Source organism: Enterococcus sp., assembly GCF_032555305.1.
Classification (GTDB): domain Bacteria; phylum Bacillota; class Bacilli; order Lactobacillales; family Enterococcaceae; genus Enterococcus_A.
The window spans coordinates 58,032-80,410 of record NZ_JAWGOQ010000015.1; the positions used below are offsets into that span (position 1 = coordinate 58,032).

General features: G+C 40.2%; 23 protein-coding genes. 22 read left to right on the plus strand and 1 reads right to left on the minus strand.

All coding sequences use genetic code 11. The features are described from left to right. Window positions 1–24 precede the first annotated feature (24 nt). The 21 genes from E6139_RS12275 (at window position 25) to E6139_RS12375 (ending at window position 16,392) form a co-directional block, all read left to right on the plus strand. Window positions 25–252, plus strand: coding sequence for an acyl carrier protein (locus E6139_RS12275; RefSeq protein WP_010746005.1), 228 nt, complete (start codon window positions 25–27; stop codon window positions 250–252). 64 nt (window positions 253–316) lie between these two features. After that, a complete protein-coding gene (gene fabD, locus E6139_RS12280) occupies window positions 317–1,261 on the plus strand; it encodes an ACP S-malonyltransferase (RefSeq protein WP_316403360.1) in 945 nt (314 codons plus the stop codon). Continuing rightward, complete coding sequence (fabG, locus tag E6139_RS12285) at window positions 1,245–1,976, plus strand: 3-oxoacyl-[acyl-carrier-protein] reductase (protein ID WP_316403361.1); 732 nt, start codon at window positions 1,245–1,247, stop codon at window positions 1,974–1,976. The genes fabD and fabG overlap by 17 nt, the downstream gene beginning before the upstream one ends. 17 nt (window positions 1,977–1,993) lie before the next feature. Then, window positions 1,994–3,220 (plus strand): beta-ketoacyl-ACP synthase II, encoded by a 1,227-nt coding sequence (gene fabF / locus E6139_RS12290; protein WP_316403362.1) that lies wholly within the window; start codon window positions 1,994–1,996, stop codon window positions 3,218–3,220. A 2-nt stretch (window positions 3,221–3,222) separates the two neighbouring features. Then, window positions 3,223–3,699, plus strand: coding sequence for an acetyl-CoA carboxylase biotin carboxyl carrier protein (accB, locus tag E6139_RS12295; protein ID WP_316403363.1), 477 nt, complete (start codon window positions 3,223–3,225; stop codon window positions 3,697–3,699). Between the two features lie 12 nt (window positions 3,700–3,711). Then, entirely contained in the window at window positions 3,712–4,134 is a 423-nt protein-coding gene (gene fabZ, locus E6139_RS12300) for a 3-hydroxyacyl-ACP dehydratase FabZ (RefSeq protein WP_216409738.1), read from the plus strand. A gap of 6 nt (window positions 4,135–4,140) precedes the next feature. After that, window positions 4,141–5,505, plus strand: coding sequence for an acetyl-CoA carboxylase biotin carboxylase subunit (locus E6139_RS12305; RefSeq protein ID WP_316403364.1), 1,365 nt, complete (start codon window positions 4,141–4,143; stop codon window positions 5,503–5,505). A gap of 11 nt (window positions 5,506–5,516) precedes the next feature. Beyond that, on the plus strand, window positions 5,517–6,383 hold the full coding sequence (gene accD / locus E6139_RS12310; RefSeq protein ID WP_316403365.1) for an acetyl-CoA carboxylase, carboxyltransferase subunit beta: 867 nt from the start codon (window positions 5,517–5,519) through the stop codon (window positions 6,381–6,383). Then, entirely contained in the window at window positions 6,383–7,168 is a 786-nt protein-coding gene (locus E6139_RS12315) for an acetyl-CoA carboxylase carboxyl transferase subunit alpha (RefSeq protein WP_316403366.1), read from the plus strand. The genes accD and E6139_RS12315 overlap by 1 nt, the downstream gene beginning before the upstream one ends. Window positions 7,169–7,444: 276 nt before the next feature. Next, the gene (locus E6139_RS12320) at window positions 7,445–8,290 is read left to right on the plus strand and encodes a transporter substrate-binding domain-containing protein (RefSeq protein WP_316403367.1); all 846 of its coding nucleotides are present in this window, start codon (window positions 7,445–7,447) and stop codon (window positions 8,288–8,290) included. A gap of 12 nt (window positions 8,291–8,302) precedes the next feature. Continuing rightward, the gene (locus E6139_RS12325; protein WP_316403368.1) at window positions 8,303–8,992 is read left to right on the plus strand and encodes an amino acid ABC transporter permease; all 690 of its coding nucleotides are present in this window, start codon (window positions 8,303–8,305) and stop codon (window positions 8,990–8,992) included. Window positions 8,993–9,010: 18 nt separating this feature from the next. Further along, the gene (locus tag E6139_RS12330) at window positions 9,011–9,745 is read left to right on the plus strand and encodes an amino acid ABC transporter ATP-binding protein (RefSeq protein ID WP_316403402.1); all 735 of its coding nucleotides are present in this window, start codon (window positions 9,011–9,013) and stop codon (window positions 9,743–9,745) included. A gap of 143 nt (window positions 9,746–9,888) precedes the next feature. Beyond that, on the plus strand, window positions 9,889–10,413 hold the full coding sequence (locus E6139_RS12335) for a YqeG family HAD IIIA-type phosphatase (protein ID WP_316403369.1): 525 nt from the start codon (window positions 9,889–9,891) through the stop codon (window positions 10,411–10,413). Beyond that, window positions 10,414–11,523 (plus strand): ribosome biogenesis GTPase YqeH, encoded by a 1,110-nt coding sequence (yqeH, locus tag E6139_RS12340; RefSeq protein WP_316403370.1) that lies wholly within the window; start codon window positions 10,414–10,416, stop codon window positions 11,521–11,523. Window positions 11,524–11,556: 33 nt separating this feature from the next. After that, the gene (gene yhbY / locus E6139_RS12345) at window positions 11,557–11,868 is read left to right on the plus strand and encodes a ribosome assembly RNA-binding protein YhbY (protein ID WP_016180655.1); all 312 of its coding nucleotides are present in this window, start codon (window positions 11,557–11,559) and stop codon (window positions 11,866–11,868) included. A 36-nt stretch (window positions 11,869–11,904) separates the two neighbouring features. Then, the gene (locus E6139_RS12350) at window positions 11,905–12,540 is read left to right on the plus strand and encodes a nicotinate-nucleotide adenylyltransferase (protein ID WP_410470531.1); all 636 of its coding nucleotides are present in this window, start codon (window positions 11,905–11,907) and stop codon (window positions 12,538–12,540) included. Beyond that, the gene (gene yqeK / locus E6139_RS12355) at window positions 12,530–13,126 is read left to right on the plus strand and encodes a bis(5'-nucleosyl)-tetraphosphatase (symmetrical) YqeK (protein WP_316403404.1); all 597 of its coding nucleotides are present in this window, start codon (window positions 12,530–12,532) and stop codon (window positions 13,124–13,126) included. Before E6139_RS12350 ends, yqeK begins: the two co-directional genes overlap by 11 nt. 30 nt (window positions 13,127–13,156) lie before the next feature. Next, entirely contained in the window at window positions 13,157–13,513 is a 357-nt protein-coding gene (gene rsfS, locus E6139_RS12360) for a ribosome silencing factor (RefSeq protein ID WP_316403405.1), read from the plus strand. Next, window positions 13,513–14,241 (plus strand): class I SAM-dependent methyltransferase, encoded by a 729-nt coding sequence (locus E6139_RS12365; RefSeq protein ID WP_316403371.1) that lies wholly within the window; start codon window positions 13,513–13,515, stop codon window positions 14,239–14,241. The genes rsfS and E6139_RS12365 overlap by 1 nt, the downstream gene beginning before the upstream one ends. A gap of 219 nt (window positions 14,242–14,460) precedes the next feature. Next, window positions 14,461–15,600: a nucleotidyltransferase gene (locus E6139_RS12370; RefSeq protein ID WP_316403372.1), complete on the plus strand. Its 1,140-nt coding sequence runs from the start codon at window positions 14,461–14,463 to the stop codon at window positions 15,598–15,600. 72 nt (window positions 15,601–15,672) lie between these two features. Next, window positions 15,673–16,392 (plus strand): YebC/PmpR family DNA-binding transcriptional regulator, encoded by a 720-nt coding sequence (locus E6139_RS12375; RefSeq protein ID WP_316403373.1) that lies wholly within the window; start codon window positions 15,673–15,675, stop codon window positions 16,390–16,392. Between the two features lie 888 nt (window positions 16,393–17,280). Here E6139_RS12375 and helD read toward each other — a convergent pair. Next, window positions 17,281–19,563, minus strand: coding sequence for an RNA polymerase recycling motor HelD (gene helD / locus E6139_RS12380; RefSeq protein WP_316403374.1), 2,283 nt, complete (start codon window positions 19,561–19,563; stop codon window positions 17,281–17,283). A 672-nt stretch (window positions 19,564–20,235) separates the two neighbouring features. On the opposite strand from helD, the gene E6139_RS12385 reads away from it, so the two are divergent. Then, on the plus strand, window positions 20,236–22,329 hold the full coding sequence (locus E6139_RS12385; RefSeq protein WP_316403375.1) for an LPXTG cell wall anchor domain-containing protein: 2,094 nt from the start codon (window positions 20,236–20,238) through the stop codon (window positions 22,327–22,329). Window positions 22,330–22,379: the final 50 nt, after the last annotated feature.

The window sequence follows — 22,379 nt, forward strand, 5'->3', positions numbered from 1 at the left end:
TAAAATTATCGGAGGAAACAACTTATGACATTCGAAAAAATCCAAGACATCATCGTAGAAGAACTAGGAGTAGAAAAAGAAGAAGTAAAATTAGAAACAAATATCCAAGAAGATCTAGAAGCAGATAGCTTGGACTTATTCCAAATCATCAACGAAATCGAAGACGAATTTGATGTGAAAATCGAAACAGAAGACGGCATCACAACAGTTAAAGATTTAGTTGAATATGTTGAAAAACAACAAAACGCTTAATTAATAAAATTTCGGGAAAAGGCTAGGCGTAAGGCCTGGCCTTTCCTGCTATTAGGAGACGATCATGAAAACAGCATTCTTGTTCAGCGGTCAGGGCGCTCAATATGCCGGAATGGGTAAAGAGTTGTACCAACAGGAAAAAATCGTGAAGGAAACTTTTGAAGAAGCAAGTGATCTACTGGGCTTTTCAATGGAAGATTTATGCTTTTCAGAAAATGACCAGCTCAATGAAACAAAATATACACAACCAGCAATATTGACAGTCAGCACTGCTTTTTTACGTGTGCTAACAGCAAAAGGGTTTCAAGCGGATGCAGTAGCAGGTTTGAGTCTGGGAGAGTATACAGCATTGGTCGCTTCAGGTGCGTTAGCATTTAGCGATGCGGTACAACTTGTTCACAAACGTGGACAGTTTATGAGTGAAGCAGCACCAACTGGTAGCGGAAAAATGGTTGCAGTAATGAATACCGCGGCAGAGATAATTGAGGATTGTTGTAATGAAGCTTCTGATTTAGGAATTGTTTCACCAGCCAACTATAATACTCCGCAACAAATCGTGATTGGCGGCGAAGTAGCCGCAGTCGAAAAAGCGGAAGAATTATTGCAGGCTGCTGGAACAAAACGGATGATTCCTTTGAATGTTAGCGGACCTTTCCACACTGCATTATTGGAGCCAGCCAGCAAACAATTGAATGAAGTGTTGCAGACAATCGCTTTTGGAGAGATGCAGATTCCAGTGATTTCGAATACAACAGCAGAAATTATGCCTCAAAAAGATATTGTTTCATTATTGACTAGACAAGTAATGTCTCCTGTTCGTTTCAGCGATAGTGTTGAAACATTAAAAGAGATGGGTGTCACACAATTGATCGAGATTGGTCCTGGTAAAACACTGACGGGCTTCATCAAAAAAATTGATCGCTCGTTAGTAACTAGTCGGGTGGAGGATACGAAGACGTTAGAGGAAACCATTATTTTTTTAGGAGGTTCGAATGGAACTAACAAATAAGACAGTTTTTATTACTGGCAGCAGTCGTGGTATCGGTTGGGGGATCGCAAAAGTATTCGCCCAAGCTGGTGCGAATATCGTATTGAATGGTCGGAAGGAGATTCCATCAGAAAAAATTGCTGAAATCGAGGCATTTGGTGTAAAATGCACCAGCATTTGCGGCGATATCAGTTCGTTCGAAGAAGCTGGAAAGATGATCAAAGAATGTGAAGAGACGTTGGATTCGATCGATATCTTGATTAATAATGCAGGAATCACGAAAGATCAACTGCTTTTACGTATGAAACCAGAAGATTTCGATGCCGTCATGGATATCAACTTGAAGGGAACATTCAATATGACCCAACAAGTGTTGAAGAAAATGATGAAAAAACGCGCAGGTGCCATTATTAATCTTTCTAGTGTAGTGGGTTTGATCGGAAATGTTGGTCAAAGTAATTATGCAGCGAGTAAGGCAGGCGTGATTGGCTTTACTAAGGCAGTGGCAAGAGAAGTCGCTCCTCGTGGAATAACTTGTAATGCAATTGCACCAGGTTTTATCAAAACAGATATGACAGATGAACTAAATGATAAGGTTAAGGAACAGATGGAAGGGCAAATTCCGTTGAAATGCTTTGGCAGCGTGGAAGATGTAGCAAATGCCGCATTGTTCTTAGCGAAAAACAAGTACATCACCGGTCAAGTATTGAACGTTGATGGCGGAATGGTCATGTAAAGAAAGGACGGAAGAAAATGAATCGTGTCGTAATTACAGGCTTTGGTGTTGCCTCACCAATTGGAAATGACGAAGAAACGTTTTTAAAGAATTTAAAAGAAGGAAATCACGGATTTGGTCCGATCACTCGCTTTGATGCTAGCGAAACGGGCATCTCAGTCGCAGCTGAAGTGAAAGATTTCCCTTTGGAAAAATATTTTGTTAAAAAAGATACGAAACGGATGGAAACTTATTCATTGTATGCCATCTACTCTGCACTTGAAGCATTAGAAATGAGTGGGATCAACACTGAAGAAGAAGATATGGAGCGCTTTGGCGTCATGATTGGTTCAGGTGTTGGAGGTCTAGGAACGATCCAGGATCAAGTAATTAAAATGGATAAAAAAGGTCCGGCACGTGTTTCGCCAATGTTCGTACCGTTGGCTATTGTAAATATGGCGGCAGGAAATGTTGCTTTGCGTATTGGTGCTAAAGGGATTTGTACAAGTACGGTAACAGCTTGTGCCAGCGGAACACATTCGATTGGTGAAGCTTTCCGGAATATCAAGCATGGTTATTCTGATGTAATTATCGCTGGTGGTGCGGAATCTTGTATCAACAAGATTGGTATTTCTGGCTTTGCGGCTCTGACTGCACTAAGTACTTCAGAAGATCCAGCTCGTGCCTCTATCCCATTTGATAAAGATCGTAATGGTTTTGTGATGGGTGAAGGCGCTGGTGTTTTAGTTTTAGAATCTTTAGAACACGCACAAAAACGTGGCGCAAACATTCTTGGCGAGGTCGTTGGATACGGAGCAACATGTGATGCTTACCATATGACTGCGCCATCCCCAGATGGTGAAGGTGCAGCACGAGCAATTACTGAAGCAGTTAAAGAAGCCGGTATCGATCCAGCTGATGTAAACTACGTGAACGCTCACGGAACAAGTACACAGGCGAATGATAAAGCTGAAAGCAAAGCCATCGAAGCGGCATTGACTGAAAATGCTTATGTCAGCAGTACAAAATCCTTAACAGGGCACCTATTAGGTGGAGCTGGTGGAGTTGAAGCGGTAGCATCATTGATGGCTATTCAACATCAGTTCATCCCGCCGACTGCAAATATTCAAGAAGTAGATTCAGAAATCAAAGCAAACGTTGTTGTGAATGAAGCAAAAGAAACACCAGTCAATTACGCTGTAAGTAATTCTCTAGGGTTTGGCGGTCACAACGCTGTGATCTGTTTGAAACGCTGGGAGGATTAAAAATGGAGATCAACGAAGTCAAAGAACTGCTGAATCAATTCAATGATTCAAAACTAACCGAATTTGATTTACGAGAAGGCAGTTTTGAGCTATACATGAATAAAAATCAGACGAATCGTCAAACGGTGACAGCGTCACAACCAGAGCAATCAGTAGAACCAGCACCAGTAACACCGATGACAACTGCTGCACCTACTTCAGAGTCAGAAAAAGCTCAAGCTCCTGTTGCTGCAGCTAATGGTGAAGGACAAGTGATTACCTCGCCAATCGTTGGGATTGTTTATCTAAAGCCATCGCCTGAACAGGATGTTTATAAATCTGTCGGCGATACAGTGAAACAAGGCGAAACAGTCTGCATTATTGAAGCAATGAAATTACTGAATGAGATCACGAGTGATTTTGATGGCACTATTACTGAGATATTGGTAGAGAATGAAGATGTTGTTGAATACGGACAACCATTGTTCCGAATTAGTTAGGAGAGAGAGAAAATGTTAACGATCGAAGAAATCAAAGAAATCATCCCGCATCGCTATCCAATGCTGTTAATTGATCGCGTGGAGGAGTTAGAAGCGGGAAAAAGTATCAAAGCCAAGAAAAATGTTTCGGTTAACGAACCATTTTTCCAAGGGCATTTTCCTCACGAGCCTGTCATGCCAGGTGTATTGATTGTTGAAGCAATGGCCCAAGCAGGTGCTGTCGCATTATTATCTATGGACGAATTTAAAGGAAAAACAGCCTACTTTGGCGGAATCGACAAAGCGAAATTCCGTAAAAAAGTTGTACCAGGAGATACTTTAGTTTTAGAAGTAGAATTAACAAAAGTTCGTTCTTCAGCAGGTTGCGGAAAAGGCATCGCCTACGTCGATGGCAAAAAAGTAGCCGAAGCAGAATTGACTTTTATGATTGGATAGATGTCTATGTTTTCAAAAATTTTGATTGCCAATCGTGGCGAAATCGCTGTACGAATCATCCGTGCCTGTCGTGAACTAGGAATTCAGACAGTCGCGGTTTATTCTGAGGCGGATAAAGAAGCACTGCACACAGAGATGGCCGATGAAGCGATATGTATTGGACCTGCTCGCTCAACGGATTCATACTTAAATATGCAAGAAATCCTAAGTGCAGCGATCGTGACGAATGCCGAAGCGATTCATCCGGGTTTTGGTTTTTTGTCAGAAAATAGTTTATTTGCCACAATGTGTGCTGAATGCAATATCAAATTTATCGGACCTAGTGAAAAAACGATTGACGCGATGGGAAATAAAATCCACGCACGGCAATTGATGCAAGAAGCTGGTGTACCAGTAATTCCTGGAAGTGACGGAGCGATCGATACGTTAGAAGAAGCAGAAAAGCTTGCTGATAAAATCGGTTATCCAGTCATGTTGAAAGCTGCTGCTGGCGGTGGAGGTAAAGGAATTCGTAAAGTCCCTAAAAAAAGCGAACTAGAAAAGCATTTCTTATCAGCTAAGTCTGAAGCAAAAGCGGCTTTTGGTGATGATTCGATGTATATGGAAAAAATTATTTATCCAGCTCGCCATATCGAAGTCCAAATTTTAGGGGATCAGCAAGGTGATGTGATTCATTTAGGTGAACGGGATTGTTCATTACAGCGAAATAATCAAAAGGTTTTAGAAGAAGCTCCTTCTGTAGTTATTGGTGAAGAGACCCGTAAAATGCTGGGCGACATCGCTGTTAAGGCTGGAAAAGCAGTAAACTATGAAAGTGCTGGAACCATTGAATTCCTGCGAGATGAAGATGGTAGTTTCTATTTTATGGAAATGAATACGCGGATTCAGGTGGAGCATCCAATTACTGAGATGGTCACAGGCATTGATATTGTAAAAAAACAAATCAAAATTGCGGCCGGCGAACCACTAGGCTTAAAGCAATCTGACGTGAAATTCCAAGGCCATTCTATTGAATGCCGAATCAACGCAGAGAATCCTGCATTTAATTTCGCGCCTTCGCCAGGAAAAATCAAAACTCTGTTGTTGCCTAGCGGCGGTCTTGGTCTACGAGTCGATAGTGCAATGTATAGTGGGGTGACAATTCCCCCGTATTATGATTCAATGATTGCAAAGATTATTGTTCATGGAGAAGATCGCTTTGATGCGTTGATGAAGATGCAGCGTGCTCTAGGTGAATTTGTTTCTGATGGAGTCATCACAAATGTTGAATTTCAAATGGACTTGATCAGCCATCCAAGTGTTCTATTCGGAGACTACGATACAAGTTTCTTACAAAAAACCTTTTTACCAGAGTGGCAACAAAGCGAGTAGGAGGAATTTAGGTGGGCCTTTTTAATAAGAAAAAAAACTACATTCGGATCAATCCTAACCGCGATAGTGTACCAACAACGAAACCGACTGTGCCTGATGATATGTGGGCAAAATGTCCAAACTGCAAACGGACGCTATACAAAAAAGAGATTGGTGCTGAAAAGGTTTGTCCTCATTGTAGTTATAGTTTCCGGATTAGTGCCTGGGAGCGATTGGCGTTGACGATCGACGAAAAGAGCTTCGTTGATTGGAATAATGATTTATCTCAGAAAAATCCGATTAATTTTCCTGATTACTTGACTAAAATCGAAAAAATGAAAGAAAAAACTGGTTTGGATGAAGCAGTTTTAACTGGGAAAGCTTCAATCAATGAACAAGCAGTAGCAATAGGTGTAATGGATGCGAATTTCATTATGGGTAGCATGGGAACAGTCGTCGGTGAAAAAATCACTCGACTTTTCGAAAAAGCGGCTTCCGAAAAATTACCTGTTGTTCTATTTACCGCTTCAGGAGGAGCTCGGATGCAGGAAGGAATATTTTCTCTGATGCAGATGGCTAAAATTTCGGCTGCGGTTAAACGTCATAGTAATGCCGGGTTGCTATATATTACTGTCTTAACAGATCCGACAACGGGTGGGGTAACCGCCAGTTTTGCGATGGAGGGGGACATTATTTTAGCTGAGCCGCAAACGTTAGTTGGTTTTGCCGGTCGACGAGTGATTGAACAAACGATTCGTCAGCAGCTGCCAGATGATTTCCAAAAAGCCGAATTTCTTTTACAACATGGATTTATTGATCAAATCGTTCCGAGGATGACTTTACGAGAACGATTGTCGCAATTATTAGCATTTCATCAACAGAAAGGCTGGTGTGACTAATGAGTCTTACTGCTGGAGAAATCGTAAAACTGGCGAGGCATCAGGATCGCTTAACTAGTCTTGATTATTTTGAAAAGATTTTTACTGATTTTCAAGAGTTCCATGGAGACCGATTATTCGGTGATGACCCTGCAATCGTTGGCGGTATCGCCAATCTTGCTGGCAAACCAGTCACAGTTATTGGGATTCAAAAAGGGAACGATTTGAAAGAAAATATGGCACGCAATTTTGGTCAGCCCAACCCAGAAGGATATCGTAAAGCCTTACGTTTGATGAAGCAAGCCGAGAAGTTTAAGCGACCGGTGATTTGCTTTGTGAACACACCTGGAGCATTCTGCGGTGTTGAAGCAGAAGAACGTGGCGAAGGCGAAGCGATTGCTCGCAATCTAATGGAGATGTCGGATTTAAAAGTACCAATCATTTCGATTGTGACAGGAGAAGGGGGCAGCGGAGGCGCGCTTGCTTTAGCGGTTGCTGATGAAGTATGGATGATGGAATACAGCATTTATGCGATTCTTTCACCAGAAGGGTTTGCTTCTATCCTGTGGAAAGACGGTAAACGTGCTGATGAAGCGGCGGAGCTTATGAAGATCACTGCAGCAGAACTATTGGAGCTGGATGTGATTGACCGAGTGATCCCTGAGACGTTGAAAGGCAAAAAGCTCAGCGAGGATAAAATCATACGAATGATGAAGAAATCCTTGATTGAGAAAATTACTGAGTTAGCTCAGTATTCAACCGAGGAATTGGTCGAAAAAAGATATCAACGTTTCCGTAAATTTTAGAGAATTAGGTTGCTATGTATACGATGAAAAGCAAGAAAAATTGGTCATTGATCAGATTTTCTTGCTTTTTCCTTTTAAACAAATGAGAATAAAGATTATCGGATGTGGAAATAGTGAACATAAAATATTTATACATATAAAATTTGAATATATACATTAAATAGCACTATATCCAAATTAATCTTAATATTTATACAACCAAGTGCTTGTTTTATGAAAATTTCATGCTATAATAAATTCATTGAAAAAAGCATTCAACAAATAGGAGGAATTAGGATGAAAAAGATTACCGGCTTAGTTATGACATTAGTAGCATTATTTACCTTAGCAGCATGTGGTGGAGGCAACGATAATACTGCTGATTCATCATCAAATGCAAAATCAGAAGATCGATTAGCAGCAATTAAGAAAGCGGGCGTGCTAAAAGTTGCGACATCTGCGGATTACGCGCCTTTTGAGTTTCATACCATGGTAGATGGGAAAGACAAAATCGTTGGTGCCGATGTTGATTTAGTCAATGAAATCGCTAAGCAATTAGGTGTGAAGGCAGAAGTTTCTGATATGAGCTTTAATACCGTTTTAGCTTCACTAAAAGAAGGTAAATCTGATATCGCCATTTCAGCAATCTCAGCAACAAAGGAACGTCAAGAACAATTTAACTTCACCGACAACTATTACAATCCACCACAAGTAGTGATCATTAATAAAAAGAATCAAGACAAATTTACCAGCTTGGACGCATTAAAGGATAAAAATGTTGGGGCACAAAAAGGTTCAATCCAAGAAGATGTTGTAAAAGACCAAATGAAAGATGCTAAACTTGTATCAATCGAAAAGGTTCCAAATATGGTGATCGAAGTAAACAGCGGCTCATTGGATGCGATGGTGGTAGAAAAAACGATCGCAGAATCTTATGTACAACAAAATCCGGATTTGATGATCGCAAATATCGATTTGAAAGCAAATGAAGATGAAGCATTCGCAATCGCTTTACCAAAAGACGGCAGTGATAAATTACAAACAGAGATCAATAAAATCATCAAAAAATTGAATGATGAAGGCAAGATCGATGAGTATGTACAAAAAAATCATGAATTAGCCGAAAAATCAGCAGAAGAATAGAGGAAACACGTTTTGAACTTTTCTTTTTTAGATAAATACTTATCTTACTTTGTTTCTGGGGCGGGGATCACTGTGATTATCTCGCTTGTGACAGTTTGTCTGGGAACCTTGATCGGTTTGGCCATGGCACTGTTGAAACTATCTAAACATAAACCGTTAAATTGGTTAGCGAATATCTACATCGAAGTGCTTCGCGGTACTCCGATGTTATTGCAAATCACGATCGGTTTTTTGATTCTACAGAGATTTTTCCCTTCAACCGATTTAGATGTTGGCGTATTGTCCGTTGGTTTGAATCGTTTGATTCCAGGGATGATTGTTCTTTCATTAAACTCTGGCGCCTATGTTGCGGAAATCATCCGTGGCGGGATCACAGCTGTGAACTTTGGTCAAACGGAGGCCGCTCATTCACTAGGTCTGCGTCCAGCTCAAACAATGCGTTATGTGATTTTGCCACAGGCGTTGAGAAATATTTTACCGCCTTTAGGGAACGAATTTATTACCTTGATTAAGGATTCATCTTTGCTTGCAACGATTGGGATCAATGAATTGATGGGGTCTGCGCAAATCGTTGTTTCAAATTCTTATATTCCTTTAGAACCATTAATTGTCGCAGCGGTCGTTTACTTCGTGATGACCTTCATCACATCCCGCTTAGTCAATTTATGGGAGAAAAAACTAGGAAAAGGTTATCAGCGATAAGGAGCAGAGGTGAGTAGAATGAAAGAAGCATTGATTCAAATCGAACATTTAAACAAAAAATTTGGCGATAACGAGGTTCTTAAAGATATATCCGCAGAGATTACTCCCGGAGAGGTTGTCGTAATTATCGGACCGTCTGGCTCCGGCAAAAGTACTTTTTTACGTTGCGTCAATTTATTAGAAGTTCCGACCTCTGGCACGATCAGATTCGAAGGAACGGATATTACTGATAAAAAGAATGATATTTTTAAAACGCGAGAAAAAATGGGGATGGTGTTCCAACAATTCAATCTCTTTCCCAATATGACCGTCTTAGACAATATCACATTGTCACCGATTAAGGTAAAAGGTCTTTCGAAAACAGATGCGGAAAAAGTCGCAAAAGAACTTTTGAAAAAAGTTGGACTATCAGAAAAAGCTGATGCCTATCCACAATCGTTATCCGGCGGACAGCAACAACGGATCGCTATTGCTCGTGCCTTAGCGATGCAGCCAGATGTGATGCTATTTGACGAACCAACATCTGCGCTTGACCCCGAAATGGTCGGCGATGTATTAGAAGTTATGCAGCAGTTGGCGAAAGAAGGAATGACCATGATGATCGTGACCCATGAAATGGGCTTCGCGAAAGAGGTTGGGGATCGAGTACTCTTCATGGATGGCGGTGTGATTGTAGAGGAAGGATCACCTGAAGAAGTTTTTGATCAGACAAAAAATCCTCGCACAATCGATTTTTTATCAAAAGTATTATAAAATTATTGAGACTAGGCAGAGAATGCCTAGTCTTTTTATAAACCTTTGTTCTCAAATGTAGAGTTTTAAACGTATTTGCGTTATAATCAGGTTTTGTAGATGTGTAAAACAAAGCTATGTAAAATAAGGATATAGGAGTTGCCATGTTAGACAAATTCAAACCAACGTGGATGGTCGAAGCCATTTATCAAATAACCCCAGAACAATTGAAAGCTCATGGATTTAAGGCAGTTCTCACTGATTTGGATAATACACTGATTGCTTGGAACAATCCCAATGGGACCAAAGAGCTTATTGATTGGTTAAAAATGATGGATGAAGCAGGTATTCCTGTGGTCGTCGTTTCAAATAATAAAGCTAGCCGCGTGGCAAAAGCATTAGAAAGCTTTAAATTAGACTTCGTCGCACGGGCAATGAAACCTTTTTCGGTGGGAATCAAGAATGCACAGCAACAGTTGGGTGTATCAAAAGATGAGATCGTCATGATCGGAGATCAAGTAATGACTGACATTCGCGGAGCGAGTGCAGCAGGCATCCGCAGTATTCTCGTCCGTCCGATTCTGAACACGGATGGTTGGAACACACGGATTAATCGTTTTTTTGAACGTCGAGTGATGCATGTTTTGTTGCGTAAAGATCCTGAGATGAAATGGAAGAGTGAACTATAAATGGAAGAAGAATTATTTTGTATCGGCTGCGGCGCAAAGATTCAAATCGAACATCCCAATGAATTAGGTTATACTCCGCAATCAGCTTTGGAAAAAGGCTTAGAGAGTGGAGAGGTCTATTGTCAACGCTGTTTTCGACTACGTCACTATAATGAGATTCAAGATGTCTCATTAACCGATGATGATTTCTTACGCTTGTTGAACGAATTAGGCAAAGCAGATGCTTTGATTGTAAATGTTGTTGACATTTTTGATTTCAACGGATCACTGATCCCCGGGATGCACCGCTTTGTGGGGGATAATCCAGTGTTATTAGTTGGTAATAAGGTCGATCTATTACCTAAGTCACTTAAGCGTGGAAAATTGACCCAATGGATGCGGGAACGCGCTCACGAAGAGGGCTTGCGTCCGGTTGATATTTTATTAACGAGTGCTCGGAAATCAAACGAAATGACCGAGTTACTAGAGAAAATCGAAGAATACCGTAATGGTCGCGATGTTTATGTAGTCGGTGTTACTAATGTTGGTAAATCGACATTGATCAATCAAATCATCAAACAAACCGCGGGTGTACAAGATTTGATCACGACCTCGCAGTTTCCAGGAACGACTTTAGATAAGATCGAAATTCCATTGGACGATGGTCATTTCATGTTTGATACGCCAGGGATTATCCATCGTCATCAGATGGCGCATTATCTTGGGAAAAAGGACTTGAAGATCATCGCACCTCACAAAGAGATCAAGCCGAAGGTCTATCAGTTAAATGCTGGCCAAACCTTATTTTTAGGCGGTTTGGCGCGGTTTGATTTTATTCAAGGCGATCGTGCATCATTTGTTGCGTATGTTTCGAATGACATTGAGCCTCACCGGACGAAACTAGAGAAGGCGGATGCATTTTATGAAAAGCATATTGGTGGATTGTTACAGCCGCCTCGCCCTGACGAAGTAGAGGATTTTCCTGAACTAGTTCGCTTCGAATTTTCAATTAAGGAAAAAACAGATATTGTTTTTGCAGGACTTGGTTGGGTGACAGTGACAAAACCAGCTGTTGTTGCTGGTTGGGCACCAAAAGGGGTCGATGTTCTGACCCGCAAAGCATTGATCTAAGTAGCATAAGAAATTTATTTTAGGAGAGTTCTAATGGAATTAAGAGGAAAGCAAAAGCGTTTTTTACGTAGTCAGGCTCATCACCTGCAACCGATTTTTCAAATTGGTAAAAATGGGATCAATGACGCAGTGATCGTTCAGATTAATGAAGCGTTGGAAAAAAGAGAATTGATTAAGATTAATTTATTACAAAATACCGATGAGATTGCTGAAGACGTAGCACATGTCTTAGAAGAAAAAATCAATTGCGAGATTGTTCAAATTATCGGACGTGTATTGGTTTTATATAAAGCGTCAAGCAAAGAAAAGTATCAAAAAATTTCAAAAGAAGTTCAAGGAATTTAAGCCTTATTTTTACGAAAGAACGAGGGGGAATAACTGTTGTATCAAGATGTCTTAACGATTCCAAAAGTTAAACCAATGACGGATACTACGATGCCGAAGAAGCAGGTAGGACTGTTAGGGGGGAATTTTAATCCGATTCACCACGCGCATTTAATGATCGCGGAACAGGTCGGACAAAAAATGGGATTTGATGAAGTACATTTGCTACCAAGTTATTTGCCGCCTCATGTAGATGAAAAGAAAACGATCGATAGTAAGCATCGATTGGCGATGGCAAAGCTTGCTATTGAAGACAATTCTTTTTTGTCAGTGGATACTAGGGAATTAACACGTAAAGGTAAAAGTTACACGATTGATACGATGCTGGAGATGACAGTCGAAAATCCTGATACTGAGTATTACTTTATTATCGGTGGGGATGAAGTTGCATATCTGCCGAAATGGCATCGGATCGATGAATTGGTTCGTCTGGTAAATTTTGTCGGAGTGAAACGTGCAGGCTACTCAACAGAAAGTCCGTATCCAATTATATGGGTCGATGTCCCTGAGATTCAGTTATCATCTTCCTATATTCGCAAACAAGTTAAGCAAGGTTGTTCGATCCGCTATCTCGTTCCAGATCGAGTGCGGGAGTATATTACGGAAGAAGGACTATATCTTGATGAAATATAGCGATGAATATACAGCGCTGGATCGTGAAGCTTTGATGCAGGCTGTTCAAATGAGGATGAGTGAACGCCGTTTCAAACATGTTTTAGGCGTGGAGGAAACAGCTGTTGCTTTAGCTGAACGTTACGGTGAATCGCCTGAGAAGGCAAGCATCGCTGCTTTGACCCATGATTATGCCAAGGAACGGACTGATGAAGAATTTCAGCTGGCAATCGACCAAGGCGAGTACGAGGACAAAAAGGAATTGTTGAAATACGGAAATGCTATTTGGCATGGGCTTGTCGGGACTGATTTTGTTGCTCGTGAACTAGAGATTACGGATGAAGAGATCTTAAATGCCATTCGCCTACATACCACAGGAGCGGCAGAGATGACTTTGCTAGATAAAATCATTTATGTAGCGGATTATATCGAACCAGGTAGGAATTTTCCCGGTGTAGAAGATGCACGAGTCATCGCTTTTAGTGATTTAGATCAAGCGGTGGCCTTTGAAACCAAACACACATTGGCTCATTTAGTCGAAGCAGAAAGTCCAGTTTATCCCAAAACGATCGAGACTTATAATCGTTGGGTCGCTGGAATACAATAATAATAGCAGTAAATTTTAAGGAGGAGAATTATCATAGATAGTAAAAATATGTTAGAAATCGCCGTGAAGGCAGCCGATTCGAAACGAGCGGTTGATATCGTGGCATTAAATGTTTCTCAAGTCTCATTATTGGCGGATTATTTCATGATTTGTTCAGCGAACTCGGATCGTCAAATCAATGCAATCGTCGATGAGATCATTGATAAAGAGGAAGAAGCAAACGTTGAAGTAAAACGTGTTGAAGGAAAAGATGGCGGAAAATGGGTCCTAATCGATCTAGGCGACCTGATCGTCCATGTCTTTAGTACTTCTGAACGTGAATTTTATAATTTAGAAAAATTATGGTCAGACGCTCCACTTGAAAATATTGATGCGTGGTTAGACTAATGGCCTATGAAACATTTGCCTTTGTCTATGATGAGGTGATGGATGATTCGTTGTATCAGCAATGGCTGAGTTTTTCACTACGCCATCTGCCCAAGACAACAAACCAGGTTTTGGAACTAGCTTGTGGAACCGGAGCATTAGCCGTGGAATTCGCTAAGAACGGGTTTGATGTGACTGGTTTAGACCTATCGGAAGAAATGCTGACTTTAGCTAGTGACCGCGCGCTTCAAGAGGATCTCTCGATTAACTGGATCGCGGGTGATATGCTTGATCTAACCGATATTGGTAAGTACCAAGCTGTGACTTGTTTTTCGGATTCACTTTGCTACATGCAAGATGCGACACAAGTCAAACAAGTTTTTGAAGGTGTTTATCAATTGCTGGAAGATTCCGGAACATTTATTTTTGATGTTCATTCGACTTATCAAATAGATGAAGTTTTTCCAGAGTATAGTTTTCATGATCAGACCGAAGATTTTGCCTTTCTTTGGGATAGCTATCGTGGGGATTCAATGCATAGCATTGAACACTTTTTAACTTTCTTTGTAAAAAAGGACGGCGAAATGTTTGAGCGATTCGATGAACTGCACAAGGAGCGAACATATCCAATTGAACTGTATCAACAGATGTTGACTGAGACAGGTTTTAAAACCGAGGTCTTTGCGGATTTCTCAGATGAGGCACCAAACGAGAAAAGTAAACGCTGGTTCTTTGTCTGTCAAAAATAGCCGAGAGCAATCTCGGTTTTTTTGTTCGTTCAGCTTAAAGCGTGCTGGGCTTAGTTTGCTTTTCCTGTTTTGGAAATGGAACAAAAAATACAAATATCTTTTCTCTCTGTCACACACTATGTGATTGTTTGACCGAAGAACTAACCTTAGAAATGACATGAACTGATTTGAGTACAAGGACAATAATTATTTTAAACTTTATCGAAAGGTGGGATGAGCATGAGAGCTTGTGGGATCGTCGTAGAGTATAACCCATTTCATAACGGACATCGTTATCATGCTAAAATGGCGCGAGAGCTGAGTCAATCCGATATTGTCGTTGCGGTTATGAGTGGCAATTTTTTACAACGGGGAGAACCAGCGATTGTTGATAAATGGGCCCGTGCTGAAGCAGCTTTGAAAAATGGCGTGGATCTAGTTGTCGAGCTGCCATTTTCTTGGGCAGTACAATCAGCGGATTATTTTGCTAAAGGGAGCATCCAGCTATTACAAGCTTTGAAATGCAATGTTCTGTGTTTTGGTACTGATAGCGACTCCTCTTTTGATTATGCAGACTATGGCCGTTTTTTTATTGAAGAGAAAGCTGCAATCGATCGGCTCTTTCATGAACTGCCGATTGGCTGGAGTTATCCTGAAAAAATGGCGGAGGTCGTTTCTCGTCTATATCCGAAGGCACAAAATTTTCCACCTAATCATATTTTAGGCTTGAGCTATGCCAAAGAAAATGCAACCTATGATCAACCAATGGAAATCTTTCCGTTGTTGCGAAAAGATCAAGGCTATCATGATGAGCAGTTAGTTATTGATCAGTTTGCGAGTGCCACTGGGATTCGCCAGGCTGTATTATCGGGTGAAGATATTTCCGGTTTTGTTCCCTTTGAGACCCAAGACGAGTTGAATCACACACACATTTCTTGGAAAGATTTTTGGCCATATTTGAATTATCAGTTACGGGCAAGTTCATTGGAAAACCTTCGAGGAATTTATCAAATGAAGGAAGGCTTGGAGCATCGTCTGATAGAACAGGATGCAGAACAGTTTTCTGAGTATATAAAGTCTATTAGTACAAAGCGCTACACACAACCACGATTACAACGTCTCTTAACTTATGTTTTATTGCAGGTTAAGGAAGCTGAAATAAAGGTTGAACAAGAAAACTCGATGCTGCATATTTTAGGTTTTACCGCAAAGGGACAAGCCTATCTAAATGAGAAGAAAAAGCAATTTACGCTACCAGTTGCTGCAAAGATAGGGCAGAATGAGAAAGAGAAACATTTTTTGACTTATCGTGCCGATCAGGTTTATCAATTGATTCACCCGCTAGAGCAAACGATTGGGCGATTTCCGATCCGCGTATAAAAAATACTTTTCAAAGCGCAGGGGAGTCGTTATAATGGGAAAGTATGAAATTAACGAAAGAGAAGTGAAAACATGGGACGTAAATGGGCGAATATCGTAGCCAAAAAGACTGCGAAGGATGCAAACAATAGTAAAATTTACGCTAAATTTGGAATTGAGATTTATGCGGCGGCAAAATCAGGAGAGCCTGATCCGCATGCCAATCAAAAATTGCGCTTCGTTATTGAACGTGCAAAAACGTATAACGTACCAAAGCATATTATTGATCGAGCAATTGAAAAGGCAAAAGGTTCTGGAGACGAGACCTTCCAAGAATTGCGTTATGAAGGATTTGGACCAAATGGATCAATGGTAATCGTCGATGCATTGACGAATAACGTGAATCGTACAGCTTCAGATGTGCGTGCCGCTTTTGGTAAAAACGGCGGGAACATGGGTGTCTCTGGTGCAGTAGCTTACATGTTTGATAATACTGCCTTATTTGGTTTTACAGGTGAAGATGCTGACGAAATCCTAGAATACCTAATGGATAAAGAAATTGACGTGCGAGATGTAATAGATGAAGAAGGTCAAATCATCGTTTATGGTGAACCAGAAGATTTCAACGCGATCCAAGAAGCATTGAAGGAAAAAGGTATAACTGAATTTTCCATGGCTGAAATGCAAATGATCCCGCAAAATGAAGTAACATTGACTGGTGAAGATTTAGAGAAATTTGAAAAAATGATCGATGTACTGGATGAGTTAGAAGATGTTCAACAAGTCTATCATAATGTTGAATTAGACGATTAGAAAAAAGATCAGAAAGAATCTTGTATGATTCTTTCTGATCTTTTTTTTAATCTTTACTAATTGAGGAACTGACTGTGTCGCTTAAGTATCAGCATGAGAAAATGAAACCAGCAAACCTGAGCTAGCTGTACATTGTTTAACGATTATAAAAAATAAAGTGTCGTTCTAGATCAAGTCATTTTTTCACTAATTTTAGCCGATCGTTTTTGCAACGCTCAGTATCTGTAAGTGTTTTGTTTCTATCCTGATAAATATGAGTTGTGGGAATGCAGGATAATAAATTATTTAGGAGCGAAAGCTCGTTTTGCAAGGCAAAACAGGCATTTGGTTTTGAAAAGCGATGCTCAGCTAGAAAATCAGTATATTCTTTGCAGTAGTGTGGGGCGTCGAAATCAGCCATGTAAACCCTAAGTTCGTCACCCAAAAAATAGGCTAAATTAACGGACCCTTGAACTTCAGTGATGAAGTAGCAGCCTAAGGGACGATGAAAAGGAATCAGTGAATCGCCCTTGTCATTTGAGACGGATTTGCAGATAGATAGTAATAAGTCATCGATAGATTCAATATGTCTATTCACTAAAGCCATTAGAAATTGGGTTATATACGAATCTAGTTGAGTAATCGTTTTTGTGAGAAAAAAACTTCTCAGCGGCATCGAAGCTTGGACTAAGCAATTTGGTGTTTTCGTACCATAATCCCATGTATAAGTTGCTGAATATTTTAAGTGAAGTCTTACCATTAGTTTCCGGCGACATCAAGTTGCTTAACCGAAAAAGAAAACGATCGTAAAGTATTCCTGAAGTATACTTTACAAAAGTAAAGCCAAACGACCGTTTTACTATTCAAACATGATAGTAAAAGGTCATTCGGCTTCTTTCGTTTCAACTATTAAACTAACGAATCTTGTACATAAAGATTTTCCGGAATCATTTCCAATAATGGGCTTCTTTTACCAATGACTAATAGATTTAGTTCATGCATGGCCCGGGTACAGACGGTATAAAGGATCAGCTTATCCTGCTCAGTATGGTAATTTTCCGGTGAAATATTCCAAGCATAGACACGATCAAATTCTAATCCTTTAGCTAAATAGGTAGGAATGATAATCAAACTTTTTTTCATGAAGTCTTCTTCATCAGTCAATAACTGAACTTGATTTTTTTGTTCTGGCGTCAATTGGTCGTAAAGAGCCTGGCATTCTTCGACCGTTTTGGCGATAATCGCTGTTCGCCAGTACTTAGCCATTTCAGCAGTTTCTTCGATTTGACGGATCAAGCCATTAACCATTTCACGAGCTTCATTGGCATAATAAACTCTTGGAAAATCTCCTACACGAGCGGTCAATTCGACGCGATTCTCCTGCGTTAAGAATTGATTTGCAAAATTTGTGATTTCTTCAGTTGAACGATAACTCGTAGTCAGTTCAAAATGAGTCAGCGACTGATCAGGGAAAATCTCTTCTAATGAATGAACCATACTTTCATTACCGAAGACCTTTTGGTTCAAGTCGCCGCACAAGGTATAGGTTGCTTTTGGATATAAATGGCGTAGCAAGGCTACTTGTGCAGGAGAGAAATCCTGCATTTCATCAATAAAAATGAAACGCGCTTTTTGCTTCACATCTAGCGGATGAATGGATTTCATCAAAAGAAACATCAAAGTGCCATCTTCCAGGCTAATATCTTTACGTTTAAAATCAGTTAATAGTTCGTCGAGCATATCTTTCCAATTTTCTTGGGTCAATTGATAGTGAGCCAAGAAATTATTCGGGATATTTTGCAGGAAGTGTAAATACTGTTTGGCATAGTTAACGAAACCAAAACGATTGATTGATCTGCGGATCGGACGCATTTTTTTCCGAACGACTTTTTGCGCCATTTGACGACGTAAGCGGCGTTCAGCTTTTTCTGAATCTTCCATATCAGGATTATTAACAAACACGGCTTCGACCAATTCATCTGCAGCCTTTTTCGCCCAATCTTTTTTCATTTCATCTTTTTCTAAACCACCAATTTTTTTCAAAAGCTTTGTCTGCAATAATTGCATCCGTTGATACATCGGCAGTTCCGGATTAGCTTCCTGATACCAGTTGCGAATTTGCTTCTTAGAGATTAAGACATTCTGATTCAACTTAAGATCACGGAAAAGCGGACCTAAATCAGAAATACGCTCAACGTATTTATATAATTCCTGAACGATTGCAAAACTGCTTTTTGCTCGTAACACACGGTCATCTTGTCCAGAAAGAAAGACTTCCTCGTGGCTTTCTTCTGTGTGGATCTGATATGTCGGAAGCAGAGCGCTTAAAAATGTTTTGAATGTCTCAGTGGGTATACCGCTCTCGCCAAGTGATGGTAAGACTGTCGAAATATAATCAGAAAAAATATGGTTTGGCGAGAATAATAGGACTTGTTCATTATCTAACCACTTCCGGTTGTGATAAAGCAGATAGGCAACACGCTGAAGCAAAGCCGAAGTCTTCCCGCTGCCGGCGATTCCTTCTACTACTAAAACTTTGCTTCTGGTGTCGCGAATGATTTCATTTTGCGAATGCTGGATCGTGGCTACGATATTCTTCATATGGTTAGAGGAAGCTTCGTCCAAAATCTCTAATAGAAAATCATCGTTGATCGCTTCTGATGTATCGACCATCGATAAGATTTGACCTTCACGAATTTTGAATTGACGTTTCAGTAATAATTCGATCGGGATAATAGCATCATGGGCTTCATACTGAGTTTGTCCCAAGGTCCCCTCATAGTATAAATTAGCGATCGGTGCTCGCCAGTCGATTACAACAGTTTCTTCCTGTGTATCTCGCAAAGAGGCGATTCCTAAATAAAGCGTCTCTGTTTCTTGATCCTCTTTGAAATCAATCCGCGCAAAGTAAGGATTTTCTCCCATTAATCGCAGGACTTTTTGTCGTTTTTCTTGCGAAGCTAAAGTTTGGTAACGTAAAAGCAATTCTGCTTCATGTTGCCGTGTATCAGCCATTGTTTCAGCCAATGCCTCGAAAGAACCACCTTGAATTCGTTGACCGGCATTTTCTAACATGTCGGTATCAAACTTCGATTTGGTTTCTTTTTTTTGACTGTCCAAAAATGCTAGTTCCTGCTGGATCAAAGCGCTTGTCTGTTGGACGTGCTCTTGTTCGTACTCTCTTGCATTCATTGAGCATCCCCCTTTATTATTCCGTCAAATTGTTCATAACAGCATAATAGTATAGCACATAAGGGGAAAGAGAAGCAAAAGAGGGAGCTTAGTTTAACAATGCGGATGATTGTATAGGAATAAGCATGAAACTGGCCATCTAATCGAGTGCTTTTTCCTATTGCGGCAAAGAATTTTTTTGAAATGCGCACAGACTTTTCTAATATTATTGCGAAAGTTGAACATTTTATGAAATGTTAAATATAGTTGCAAGTGCTGTGCTGGATTTACTTTTCGCTTACTAATAATTTTTTAAAAGGAGTGCTTTAGGATACAAGCCAAGGTTCTAAGATGAAGGTCTTAGGTAAAGTTATATTCCGTATAACAAATAAAACTAAAACATTATAATTAAGTGTGTTATAGAAACTTTATTAAATAATAAATAAATGATATAATATATAGTGTTATATAAAAGAACATAAAGTTCTGTTAAATGCGAAAAAAACAAATATTTGAAAGAAGGAGGTGTTAACTGCATTTTCTATCATTCAGCTCAAAATAGAAAGTTGATGAAAAGGTATTTGCGGTTGGTCAGAGCAGACAATTTTTTGAAGGGAGAGAATGTAAGCGTTTTTAAAATCTTCTTTGTTTTGTAGCGGGTTCACATAAAAAACGAAAAAGGAGAGAGTTGATTTGAAGAAAAAGTGTATTGTTAAGTTATTGGTAGTATCAGGAATACTAGGTTCGATAGTGGCTGCTCCTCTGTTAACTCAGGCGGCTGAAACCAAACAAGCTGCACAGGAAACTACGCAAATAAGTTTTGACGATGTGGCCTATCAAGCTTTGGAAGATGCAGCACGTTCGGCTGTTGAGAAGGCAAAACAAGAACTGGAAGCAGCTGAGAAGAGATTGGCGGAAGCAAAAGCCGCAGAAGATCAAGGAGTTTTGGCTGCTCTGGCGGCTGCAGATAAAATAGCCATACAACAGACTGCTTTAGCTACAGTAGAACAGCAAGTTATTGATGCAGCAGCCAAACTAAAAGCGGAAAAAGAAAAATTGGAAAAGGTTCAAAAACAGCACGCTGATACAATTGCGATGGCTGAGGCTGAACTTGAATCTTTTGAAAAGAAGATTGATGAAAAGAGACAACCATATCTGGAAGCCCAAAAGGTTGCGGATGAAAAAGAGATCATTGTAAATCAAAAGGGTGAAGAATACGCGAACGTGAAGTCAGAACAAGACGCCATCATAAATGAGGCAAATGCAAAGATTGCAGAAGCAGAAGCTCTTTATCAAGGTACTCAACAAGCTTTTAATCAATCAGAAACAGCCATTCAAGAAGCAAACCTGAATCTTGAAGATGTTATCAATAAGATAAACAAGCAACCAGAGATTATCGCTGCGGCTACTGAGAAAAAAATTGCTGCTCAGCATGCAGTTGAAGATGCTCAAATTCGTTCAGGTGAAGCAATCGCCAACTATCCGGTGGCAGATGCCGCTGCCAAGAGTGCACAAGCGACATATGAGGCTGTAAGAGCGAGAGAAACAGCAATGTTACCAACAATTGAATCAGAACTTGCATATTTTGAAGCAGCACTGGCTCAAGTCAGGGGTGAGTTGGCAACATTGTCCCCTAGTGATCCGGCTTATGCGGCAAAAGAAACTGAGATGAATAGTTATCTTGCGGGACAGCAGTATTCGCAAAATGAAAAGGCAATGTTAAGCAATGAAACAGCTGGAGCACTCTCAGCGTATAACAATGCACAAGGAATAGCCGATGCAGCTTTGGCAGAAATCAGCGCTGCCGAGACTGCTTATCAAGAAACTTTGGTCAATAAAAAAGCTGTTGATCAAGCTGCTGATGCAGAAATTGCTGCAGCGGAAGCTATGCAAGCAAATAGAGATAACTTGATCACGAAAGCCGAAACCGCTGTTCAAAATGCTAATTTGAATCAAGAAGAAAAGCTGAAAGAGATGAATCAAGCACAGGCAAACAGGGATAAAGTGACTGCTAAACAAAATCAAGTGATTAAGGGTGCTGAAGAAGTAATTGCTAAAAGTCTTGACGAACTGACTAAAGCCGAAACAGCATTCCAAGAAGCCAACCTGGAAGCTGAAGCCAAAAAGAAAGAATACGATGCAGTAGTAGCAGAACAGCAGCCATTCATTGATTTTTCAAATGAAACGATCAAAGAAGCCAATGAAGAGCTGCAGGCGCAAAAAGATAAGGTAGCAGAAGCAGAAAAAGCACTAGCCGATGCAAAAGCAGAAGTGGACAAACTGAAAGCGGACATTGCTGCTGCAAAAGATGCTTTGAAAAAAGCGCAAGACGATATTAAAGCAAGTATTGAAGCCGCTAAAAAAGATATCACTGCTAAGGAAGCCGCTAAGAAAGCAGCTGAGGAACGTTTGGCAGGACTGCAAGCAGGAAAGAGTGATGCGAAGTCCGGAAGACCTAAAACAATTAATTTAAATGGTTCCACTCATTATCAACAGGGATATGAAGAAGCATATGCGCTCCTTACAATGTCAACAAACCCTGCAACTCCAGTTCAACCAGCAGATGATACCGGAAAAGTCGATGCAAAAGTGAATGTAAATGTAAGAGTATTTCTTCCTACTGTCCGAAAGAGTGTTTATATCAAAGAATATAGAAGAGTCTTCACAAAAAAAGGCGATGAACTACCAAAAACTGGTGAGGCTGCAAATTGGATGATCGTATTAGTAGGGTTATGTTTTGTTAGCCTATCAAGTGCGATTTTGTTAAAGAAAAAATATTCGATTTAACATTGAGCACTGGAGTTTTTTTGCTCCAGTGTTTTTCTCAATTATCGAAA